This is a genomic window from Enterobacter sp. EGD-HP1 (assembly GCF_000733275.2).
Taxonomy (GTDB): Bacteria; Pseudomonadota; Gammaproteobacteria; order Enterobacterales; family Enterobacteriaceae; genus Enterobacter.
On the sequence record NZ_AVOP01000027.1, the window covers coordinates 1 to 1,221 of the forward strand.

The window sequence follows — 1,221 nt, forward strand, 5'->3', positions numbered from 1 at the left end:
TGACCTGCCCCCAGGATTAGATACAACCTTCAGTTAGTAATGTCGGTTGGTTTTTCTTCATATTTCCTGTTTCGCCAGTCCGTTGCGAATTCAGCTGGTGTCTGGTAATCCAGCGATGAATGGGGACGGCGCTCGTTATAATCCTGCCGCCAGTCATTAATCGTTTTCCGGGCATGAAGAATATCGCTGAACCAGTGTTCATTCAGACACTCATCGCGAAAGCGTCCGTTAAAACTCTCAATAAATCCGTTCTGCGTTGGCTTACCTGGCTGGATAAGCCGTAGTTCCACACCATGCTCAAAGGCCCATTGATCGAGCGCGCGGCAGGTAAATTCCGGGCCCTGATCGGTTCTTATTGTCGCCGGATAGCCCCTAAACAGCGCGATGCTGTCCAGAATACGCGTAACCTGAACGCCTGAAATACCGAAAGCAGCGGTGATCGTCAGACACTCCTTCGTGAAATCATCCACACAGGTCAGGCACTTGATCCTCCGACCGTTGGCCAGTGCGTCCATAACGAAATCCATCGACCATGTCAGGTTCGGCGCATCCGGGCGCAGAAGCGGAAACCGCTCGGTTGCCAGCCCTTTACGGCGTCGTCTGCGTTTTACGCTCAGTCCATTAAGATGGTAAATACGGTATACCCGCTTGTGATTGACGTGAAGGCCCTCCCGACGCAGCAGCTGCCAGATGCGGCGGTAGCCAAAACGCCTGCGCTCCAGTGCCAGCTCAGTGATGCGCCCTGATAAATGCGCATCAGCTGCCGGACGCTGAGCCTCATAGCGGCAGGTCGACAGGGACAAACCTGTAAGCCTGCAGGCACGACGTTGCGACAGACCGGTCGCATCACACATAAACTCAACGGCTTCCCGCTTCTGGCCTGTCGTCAGTACTTTCGCCCCAGAGCCACCTGAAGTGCCTCCTTATCCAGCATGGCTTCGGCAAGTAGCTTCTTGAGGCGGGCGTTCTCCTCTTCAAGAGATTTAAGCCGCTTCACCTCAGGAACTTCCATGCCACCAAACTTCTTGCGCCAGGTGTAGAAAGTGGCATCGGAAATAGCGTGCTTACGGCAGAGCTCACGGGCAGAAACTCCAGCTTCCGCTTCGCGAAGAATATTGATGATCTGTTCGTCGGAAAAACGCTTCTTCATGGGGATGTCCTCATGTGGCTTATGAAGACATTACTAACATCGGGGTGTATTAATCAACGGGGAGCTGGTCA

General features: G+C 53.6%; 1 protein-coding gene. It reads right to left on the bottom strand.

Annotation, left to right across the window (positions count from 1 at the left end; genetic code table 11):
• Positions 1-29: 29 nt before the first annotated feature.
• A protein-coding gene (locus tag N037_RS15595) for an IS3 family transposase (RefSeq protein ID WP_156369734.1) occupies positions 30-1,150 on the bottom strand; the annotation gives its coding sequence in 2 pieces (ribosomal slippage) (positions 30-892 and positions 892-1,150; 1,122 coding nt in all).
• Between the last annotated feature and the right edge of the window lie 71 nt (positions 1,151-1,221).